11 protein-coding genes and 1 pseudogene are annotated in these 8,161 nt (G+C 58.5%); 8 read left to right on the top strand and 4 right to left on the bottom strand.

The window, feature by feature from the left end:
• Nucleotides 1–505: 505 nt before the first annotated feature.
• The 5 genes from Q0288_RS16695 to Q0288_RS16680 all read left to right on the top strand — a co-directional run bounded on the left by Q0288_RS16695 (nt 506) and on the right by Q0288_RS16680 (nt 3,493).
• Nucleotides 506–1,090, top strand: coding sequence for a dihydrofolate reductase family protein (locus Q0288_RS16695; protein WP_299433052.1), 585 nt, complete (start codon nt 506–508; stop codon nt 1,088–1,090).
• An 88-nt stretch (nt 1,091–1,178) separates the two neighbouring features.
• Nucleotides 1,179–1,553: an NUDIX domain-containing protein gene (locus Q0288_RS18110; protein ID WP_366914801.1), complete on the top strand. Its 375-nt coding sequence runs from the start codon at nt 1,179–1,181 to the stop codon at nt 1,551–1,553.
• Between the two features lie 277 nt (nt 1,554–1,830).
• Entirely contained in the window at nt 1,831–2,061 is a 231-nt protein-coding gene (locus Q0288_RS16690) for a DUF433 domain-containing protein (RefSeq protein ID WP_299433049.1), read from the top strand.
• The gene (locus Q0288_RS16685) at nt 2,058–2,393 is read left to right on the top strand and encodes a DUF5615 family PIN-like protein (RefSeq protein WP_299433046.1); all 336 of its coding nucleotides are present in this window, start codon (nt 2,058–2,060) and stop codon (nt 2,391–2,393) included. Before Q0288_RS16690 ends, Q0288_RS16685 begins: the two co-directional genes overlap by 4 nt.
• 503 nt (nt 2,394–2,896) lie before the next feature.
• On the top strand, nt 2,897–3,493 hold the full coding sequence (locus Q0288_RS16680; RefSeq protein WP_299433043.1) for a dihydrofolate reductase family protein: 597 nt from the start codon (nt 2,897–2,899) through the stop codon (nt 3,491–3,493).
• Nucleotides 3,494–3,863: 370 nt separating this feature from the next.
• On the opposite strand, the gene Q0288_RS16675 is transcribed toward Q0288_RS16680, so the two are convergent.
• The 4 genes from Q0288_RS16675 to Q0288_RS16660 all read right to left on the bottom strand — a co-directional run bounded on the left by Q0288_RS16675 (nt 3,864) and on the right by Q0288_RS16660 (nt 6,117).
• The gene (locus Q0288_RS16675) at nt 3,864–4,040 is read right to left on the bottom strand and encodes a hypothetical protein (RefSeq protein ID WP_299433041.1); all 177 of its coding nucleotides are present in this window, start codon (nt 4,038–4,040) and stop codon (nt 3,864–3,866) included.
• Between the two features lie 9 nt (nt 4,041–4,049).
• Nucleotides 4,050–4,697, bottom strand: a complete 648-nt coding sequence (locus Q0288_RS16670; protein ID WP_299433038.1) for a peroxidase-related enzyme — start codon at nt 4,695–4,697, stop codon at nt 4,050–4,052.
• Between the two features lie 203 nt (nt 4,698–4,900).
• Entirely contained in the window at nt 4,901–5,314 is a 414-nt protein-coding gene (locus Q0288_RS16665) for a cobalamin B12-binding domain-containing protein (protein WP_299433036.1), read from the bottom strand.
• A gap of 338 nt (nt 5,315–5,652) precedes the next feature.
• Nucleotides 5,653–6,117, bottom strand: a complete 465-nt coding sequence (locus Q0288_RS16660; RefSeq protein WP_299433034.1) for an SRPBCC family protein — start codon at nt 6,115–6,117, stop codon at nt 5,653–5,655.
• A 134-nt stretch (nt 6,118–6,251) separates the two neighbouring features.
• Here Q0288_RS16660 and Q0288_RS16655 point away from each other — a divergent pair.
• The 3 genes and pseudogenes from Q0288_RS16655 to Q0288_RS16645 all read left to right on the top strand — a co-directional run.
• Nucleotides 6,252–6,359: pseudogene (locus Q0288_RS16655) on the top strand (FAD-dependent oxidoreductase); the annotation flags it as partial.
• A gap of 113 nt (nt 6,360–6,472) precedes the next feature.
• The gene (gene glmM, locus Q0288_RS16650; RefSeq protein ID WP_299433032.1) at nt 6,473–7,777 is read left to right on the top strand and encodes a phosphoglucosamine mutase; all 1,305 of its coding nucleotides are present in this window, start codon (nt 6,473–6,475) and stop codon (nt 7,775–7,777) included.
• A gap of 59 nt (nt 7,778–7,836) precedes the next feature.
• Nucleotides 7,837–8,161: thioesterase family protein (locus Q0288_RS16645; protein WP_299433030.1), on the top strand; the 325-nt coding region annotated here is incomplete at its 3' end.

The raw sequence follows: 8,161 nt of genomic DNA, 5'->3' as shown, positions 1-8,161 counted from the left end.
CCGGGCCTCCCACGCCCACCCCACCCTGGCCGAAGCCCTCAAGGAAGCCGCCCTGGCCGCCTGGGACAAACCGATTCACATATAAAAGCCGCTGGCTCGGAGCGATGTGCTGCACGATGTTGTACCGCTATCGCAGTTGGCAACAATCCTTCCGACTTGCGCTTGTACAAAAGGGTGTTGTTCGTCTCGCGCCGCTAACAAGCAGGTTCGATTTGGCGGCCAGAAGTGCAGGTGTGACCCTGGCCCTGTGCAGTCTTTTGGGGTGTTTTTTCTGCTGGAATTTGATAAAATCGGCCACGTAGCGCGATAGGTACTCGGTGCTCAGGGCCAGATGACCAATCCTAAAGCCTTTGGCGCCGGGTTCGGGAAGGGGGGTATTTTGGATGAATACAGTTTTGTCGGAGCTTCGATTTCACTTACTGCAACATAACATCCCGATTTGGGGTGTTATACCGCAGCTGCGGTATAACTGCTAGTTAGCCAGCCGGGAAGGAGGAGAGACAGAATGAGAAAGCTCATCCTTCAGGAATTCGTCAGCATCGATGGCCTGGTTGCTGGTCCGAACGATAGCGTCGACTTCATCCCCGCCTCCATGCAGGGCGATCTAAGCTTTGGCCAAGAGCAGGTTGCCCTTATGGACACGATCGACACGCTCCTACTCGGCCGAACCACCTATGAGATGTTCGCCGGCTATTGGCCGAACGTGACGCAGGGTGCAGAGAAGGAGTTCGCCGACAAGTTCAATGCAGTGCTGAAGGTCGTCTTTTCGAAGGCGCTCAAGCGCGCGCCCTGGGGCAAGTGGAACGACGGGAGGATCGTCAGAGGCAGTGCCGTCGAGGAAGTGGCAAGGCTAAAACAGCAATCGGGCAAGAATTTGCTGATCTCGGGCAGCATTTCGCTTGCCCAATCACTCATCGACGAGAGTCTGGTCGACGAGTATCGACTCGTGATGTGTCCAGTCGTGCTGGGGAGCGGCCGATCGCTCTTCCGCGACAATCTCGCATCGATCCAGCTGAAGTTGGTGAACGCGAATGTGCTGGATCGCGGTGCGGTATCATTGATCTACAGCCAGCAAGACGCCGCTGGCTAACAGGCCGATGAAGCTGACGGTCCGCTCCGCGGCCCGCAGCTTATCGGCAAGACGTTAGGCCGCCCCGAACAAACGGGAGCACACCGCCGTGGCACCCATACGACATTTTGCCATCTGCGTCTTCCGTGACGGGAATCGCATCCTAGTCGCTCTCGGCCACGACGACGTACAGAGCGAGCGATTCTTTCGGCCTCTCGGCGGTGCTGTAGAGTTCTGCGAGTCGGCGGAGGAAGCACTGCATCGCGAGATTTGCGAGGAACCTGGTCGTGAAATTGAAAACGTGGTTCAACTCGGGGTAATCGAAAACCGGTTTGAGTGTCGGGGGCGGCCCAGCCGAATGGCTTTTCCGAACGGAGTCACTTGCAGCGCCACAGTATCCCGCAAGCCTAAAGGGTTTGAAGGCATAACGCCCAGCGTAGGCCACCAAAGCTCATTTCCTGTATCCTATTTTCCAGGAGGGTAGGATGCCTAAAATTATCGGGGAGCGTGGCATCACAGAGGCACTTACCACCGACCGGCATTTTGAACAGGCGGGCTTTGGGGCTTTGCTGCAAGATGACCTCGGGTGAACGCCGCCTGCCAAAAGCGTAAGGGATCCGCTCGCAGCCAACTTGGATCTCAGCACAAGGTTCAGTCCCCGGATGAGAGATGAGGATACTAAAGCGTGACGGCTTGCTTGGCCGTCAGATTTCCTCTTTCGCTCTTGACGTTTGCTGCCGAGCATCCTTAAGCTCTTAGCTATGGACTATCGAGATTACATCACCATTGATCCCAACAAACGCGGTGGGAAGCCCTGTGTTCGGGGGCTCAGAATTACTGTCTACGAGGTGCTCGATTATCTGGCCTCGGATATGACCGAGGAAGAAATTCTAGCGGACTTCCCCGATCTCACCCGTGAAGACCTCAAGGCGTGTATCGCTTTTGCCGCTGACCGTGAGCGGCGTCTTGCCACGGTGCCACCAGCGGCGTGAAACTGCTGTTCGATCAGAACCTGTCACACCGACTGGCGCGTTTGCTGGAAGATTTATTCCCTGGCTCGCTGCATGTGCGAGACGTGAGCCTCAAAACCGCGGATGATCCTGTGGTGTGGGACTATGCTAAACAGCATGGTTTTTTGATTGTATCCAAGGACTCAGATTTTCACCAACGAAGTTTCGTGCTTGGGCCGCCGCCAAAGGTAGTCTGGGTGCGGCTGGGCAATTGCTCGACTGCGGATGTCGAGCGGCTGCTGAGGCACCATGTGCATGTGATCCAGGTTTTCGACAAAGACCCCGAAGCGGCGTTCCTCAGTCTCTCCTGGTAACAGATCCAACCCTCGCTGCACCGGAGGCGCTGAATTCCTTAGCCCATCATAGAGTAAGCTTAGCCCTGAGCAGTCTCTACCATTATGGTGTGCCCTTGAGTCTGGACTCTAAGCCGGTGTCCCTCTTTTTTTTGCTACAATTGGCGCATGAAAACCGTTTCCGTGACAGCTCATTTTGATGGGGAGCGGATTCTTCTGGACGAAGTGCTCGAGCTCGAGCCCAATACCAAACCGATCGTTACAGTTTTACCGGGATAGGACTCTGCGCGTGCTATGTGGTAGTCACTCCCGGAACGCAGTCTTGCTGGTGCCTATGCAGATGATGAAGTGGGATACTCCCAGAACGATGTAAACGTTGTCAATCCCGCCTATGAAGGAAGGTGATATCGTTCTAACCCCTTTGCCGCAGGCCGATGGAATGATTAAAAATCGTCCTGCTCTTATTTTACGTGCAGCCGTGCCATCCCCCGCACACGGCCTCGAGCCCCCGAAAGGAGCGCAGAGTGTCAAAGGTTGTCGCAATCATGTCCATCTCGCTCGACGGCTATGTTGCCGACCTCAACGACGGCGTGGCCGAAGTCTTCGACTGGTACTTCGCCTCGGGAGCGGTTGAATTCCATGCCGGAGGGTCGGACCCCATGACCTTCAGGGTGTCGGGGCCCAGCGCCGACCACCTTCGCGTTCTCTGGTCCGAGCTTGGGGCCGTCCTCACCGGGCGGCGCACCTTCGACAAGGCCCAAGGCTGGGGGGGAAACCACGCCTGGGGACCGGCATTCGTCCTTACCCACCAGATCCCCCCCGGCTGGCCGCGACCGGGCTCCTCGGTCCACTTTGTAACCGACGGCATCGAAAGCGCCGTGAATCAGGCCAGAGCCGCTGCCGCCGGGAAGTCGGTTGGGGTGCACGGCGCCGAGACGATCCAGCACTTGCTGAATGCGGGCTTGCTCGACGAAATTAGCCTCGACATCGTGCCGGTGCTGCTTGGCGCCGGAGTCCGGCTCTTCGACCGCCTCGCGGTTGCTCCCGTCGCCCTGGGCAGTCCGAGGGTGGTCGCGGGTGTGGGGGTTACACACCTGCGCTACCCGGTGCGCAAGGGGTAATGCTGCCCCACGGCCGTTCGCGTCCGGCTGTAAACGTCGTCCGGGCTCGAGCTTTACCCTCGAGGGCCTTCCTTTGCACCCGTGGCCTATCACCGGGGCGCTATGTGCCGAGACCCGCGCGCCATCACGAGCCGTTCCCAGGTCAAACAACAAGACCTGGCCCACCGGCGCGAGCCTCGAGGATGCCCGTTTCACCCGCGCTTCTGGACCGTTCTAACACAGCGCCTCACCCCGGTAGATAACGACAACCCAGGTCGCTACTTGGTAAACCAGCTAAGCGGGCGGGAGGAACAGGGTTCCGCGCATCCCCTCGAGGCGGCGGAACGTGTGTCTGGGAGCAACAATAACTCTCAACCGCAAACACCTGAAACTACCTCGGCCCCCGTGCCAGCAAGTTGACAAACCCCAGAGCAAGGATGGCTACTACACCCAGGGCCCAGAAAGGGAATTGGCCGGGAATCCAGCCCTGCCACTGGGCCAGATACACCAGTGCACCCACCAGGATAGCAATCAGCGCCCACAGACCAAAAGGTTTCAAGCCTTCCATAGCAACAGTCTACTTTTTGCTGCGATGCTGGTGGTAATACACCTCGTTGGGAACCCAGCCCATGGCGTTGGCGAGGCGGTTGGTGAAGTTGAACATGGCGGCGACCTGGGCTGCTTCAAAAATTGCCTCGTCGGAAAGCCCGATGGCGCGCAGCATCTGCACATCGGCGGAGCTCATCACCGCAGAATCCAGGGTGATCTGATGGGCGAACTCCAGTAGCGCATGTTCTCTGGGGGTCAGGTGAGCCCGGCGGAAGTTGGCGGCGAGCACCTCGGGTAAAACAGGGTCGCCGGTGATTTCGCGCAGATAGGCCGAGTGCGAGGCCAGGCAGTACTCGCACTCATTGGCGGAAGACACCACCACCGCGATCATTTCGCGTTCTTTGCGGCTGAGCTGGCTCTTGTCCTCGTTACGCATGAGAAAATCGTAGTACCGGAACCAGCGCATGAAGTGCTCGGGGGTTAGGGCAAAATTGCGGGCCACATTGGGTATGAAGCCGGTTTTTTCCTTGAATTTGCCAAACAAAATCTGCACATCTTCGGGTGCTTCAGACTCGGGGGGCACTTTAACCCAGGCGGTAGGTTGAGGCTGAGGGTTGGCCCTGGAGGCGGGTTTTTTGCGGCCCACTTTGGTGTTTCTGGCTCGAGGTGTTGCCATATCGGTCACTCCACTCTGCTTTATCGCGCTTTTCGCCAGTTTGCGGTTGCCCTCAGCAAAAAGATAAGCACTACCCTACATTTGCACTCCAAAAACCGTCAAAGGGGGCAGTCCTTCAGGGTATCGGTCAGAAAAAACTCGAGGGTGTGGCGGGTTCGACCATGCTTGCGATGGAACGCGCTCCATCCTCAGGTAAGCAGCTTTCAGCTTTGGGCCGCCCAGCGCTGGGGGGTGGTTTTTTTCAAAAATTCCACGATGTCCTGGGTGCTGGTTCCAGGGCCGAAGACGCCCGATACCCCGATCTCTTTGAGGTGGGGTACATCCTCGTCGGGGATGATGCCGCCACCAAAGAGCAGGATATCGTCTGCGCCCTGTTCGCTCAGCAAGCGTCGAACTCCCCCAAAGTAGTGCATATGGGCACCGGACAAAACCGACAACCCAATGGCATCTACATCTTCTTGCAGGGCCGCAGAAACAATCATTTCGGGGGTCTGGCGCAAGCCTGTGTAGATGACCTCCATCCCGGCATCGCGCAAGGCTCTGGCAACTACCTTGGCCCCACGGTCGTGACCGTCCAGGCCGGGCTTGGCTATGAGCACCCGTATTCTTCTATCCATGCACCCATCTTACGGTATAGCAACGGAAAGCTGCCAGAGACGAAACCACTGGGCACCCCACAGGAAGCCGAAAGCGGCAAACCCCCTGCGGGTTGTTCTGGATCCACTTCGGATTGTCTGGACAGGTTGCAGAAACTTAGGGTGAAGGCTTCCCGTCTGTATAAAGGCTCCCTCCCGCTCTGGACAGGTGTACCAGGGTTTTCCCCTGGCGCGAAAGCTGGAAGCGGCCCCAATTGGGCCGATCCCTGCAGCGGAAAAAACACTCGTACACCCGGCGGGAGGGCAAATATAGTTCCCGTGTCGACCCCATCACTCCGCAAACCGCCCAACGGTCCGGATCAGGTCATGGCGGTAGAAAGCTCACGCTGGTTATGGGTTTTTTCCAGATGGGCCTTAAACTGTTCAAAGGTCACCTTGAGGAGTTTATTGGGTTCCCCAAATACCGAGGCGTACCAGTCGGCGGCCTTGTCCAGCAATGGGGTGTCGTAGTGCGGACTGCCTTCGAACAGCAACTCGAGGTGGGTAGTACCTTCCTCGGGTTCGTTGAGCCGCAACCAGCCATAGATTTCCAGATTGTGGGGGACGCCGGGCACACTGCGAAACTCCAAAAACTCGGGCGGTCTACGCCTTGTGGCCTCGGCTACCCAGACCAGGTCTACTGGGGGTTGCCCCCCGGCCCTGAAGCGCCAACCGGATCCTACCCGGCTGACTTCCTTGAGGGCTTTGGCCCACGCTGGCCAGCTCGAGAAATCCTGAAAGGCTTCCCAGACCACCTCGCGCGGTGCTTTTATGTTGAGCTCCATTTCCTCCCTGAAACGCATACCTACCTCCCTTCGAGGTTTGAGCGCACTGTGGAAAGAGGTCGAATACCGCTTGAAGTACTTACATAATGCATTAAGACCATGTACGCAGGGTGAGGGCTGGAACACACTGGGGGATGACGATGTTCCATGGAATCGGGGCGGGCTTATCGGGCTCGGAGGCGGCCTTCACGGCGGCGCGCCCGGGAGTACCGGTCAGGCTTTACGAGATGCGGCCCAACCGGAAAATAATCAGGGGATCGGCGTCCTGGCCACCGATTGACAATTCCTGCAGGCAGACTGGAACCCTTCCGACCGGTGAATCCGACACTTTTGGGAAAGGTATAAACTGTGCAAGATGGAACGAAGATATTTCGGAACCGATGGAGTGCGAGGGGTGGCCGGGGAGCCGCCCCTAACCCCCCAGTTTGTGTTGAAACTTGGTCAGGCGGCGGGGTATTTCCTTAAGGGTCAGGTAAAGCAACCGGTAATTCTGCTGGGGAAGGATACCCGACAGTCCTGCGACATGCTCGAGGCCGCCCTGGCGGCGGGCTTGATGTCCCAGGGGGTGCGGGTGGAGCATCTGGGGGTACTGCCCACCCCTGGCGTGGCCTACCTGGCCCGTGAGCTGGGGGCGACCGCTGGGGTCATGATCTCGGCCAGCCACAACCCCTACCAGGACAACGGCATCAAGTTCTTTAGCTCTGCCGGAAACAAGCTGCCCGACGAGGTAGAAACCCAGATTGAAGGACTGCTGGATCGAGAGTTTAAGACCGATGGCATCGGTACGGTCTCCGATTTCCGCGAGGCCGAGCGGATGTATCTGGATTTTCTTTCTGCCAAAGGTGCCCCTCTGGAAGGGCTCAAGGTCGCGCTGGATACCGCCAATGGCGCTACCTTCCGCCTGGCCCACCGGCTATTCCAGCGTCTGGGCGCCGAAGTGTTTGTGATGTTTAACACCCCCGATGGGCGCAACATCAACAAGGGTTGCGGTTCCACCCATCCTGAATTCCTGCGGCAGCAAGTGGTGGAGATGAATTTCGATGCCGGGGTGGCCTTTGATGGCGACGGCGACCGGGCCATTCTGGTAGATCGCCAGGGACGCGAGTTCCACGGCGACCACGTGCTCTACCTGAACGCAATGGTGCGCAATGAGACGGGGGTGGTGGGCACGCTGATGAGCAACATGGGCCTCGAGGTCAGGTTCCGCGAGGCAGGTATCGCCTTCTACCGCACTGCAGTGGGAGACCGCTACGTTTACGAGAAACTCCAGGCTTCGGCCCTGACCCTGGGCGGCGAACAGAGCGGCCACATTTTATTCCTCGACCACGCCCCTACCGGCGACGGGATGCTCACCGCGATCCTGACCCTCGAGGCCATGCGCCGGTCGGGGCGGGATCTGGCCGACTGGTACGATGAACTGCCGATGTATCCTCAGCTTCTGAAGAACGTGCGGGTAAAGGTCAAGCAGCAGGTGATGCAGAGCGCGGAGCTACACCAGGCCATCCTCGAGGCCGAGCAGCTGCTCTCTGGCAAGGGTCGGGTCAATGTGCGACCCTCCGGAACCGAGTCGCTGGTGAGGGTAATGGTGGAAGGCCCCGCCGAGGCCATCGAGGCCATCTCCGACCAGCTGGTGGGGGTAGTGCAGCGGCTGGATGGATGAGGCAGCTCCCGCCTTTCGCACTAACAGATCCAGAAGCAGTGTTTGGAGGTAACCAACCGGTGATTACACGCCTGCCCCTTACCGTTCGCTACGCCGAGACCGACGCGATGGGTGTGGTGCACCACAGTAGTTATGTGGTCTGGCTCGAGGCCGCGCGGGTGGAGTGGCTCAACCAGATTGGGCTGCCCTACACCCGAATTGAAGCTCAGGGCCTGGCTTTCTCGGTGATTGAGATCGGCCTGACCTACCGCAAACCGGCCCGGTTTGGCGACCAGGTAGAGGTCGAAACCTGGCTGAGCGAAGCCGGTTCGCGCACCATCCGCTACCAGTACCGGATCTGGAATGGGAAAGAGCTTCTGGTGGAGGGTTTCACCCGGCACCTCT

Origin of the sequence: uncultured Meiothermus sp. (assembly GCF_937863175.1) — a bacterium.
GTDB lineage: Bacteria > Deinococcota > Deinococci > Deinococcales > Thermaceae > Meiothermus.
This window is presented reverse-complemented; position numbering and strand designations above follow the sequence as displayed.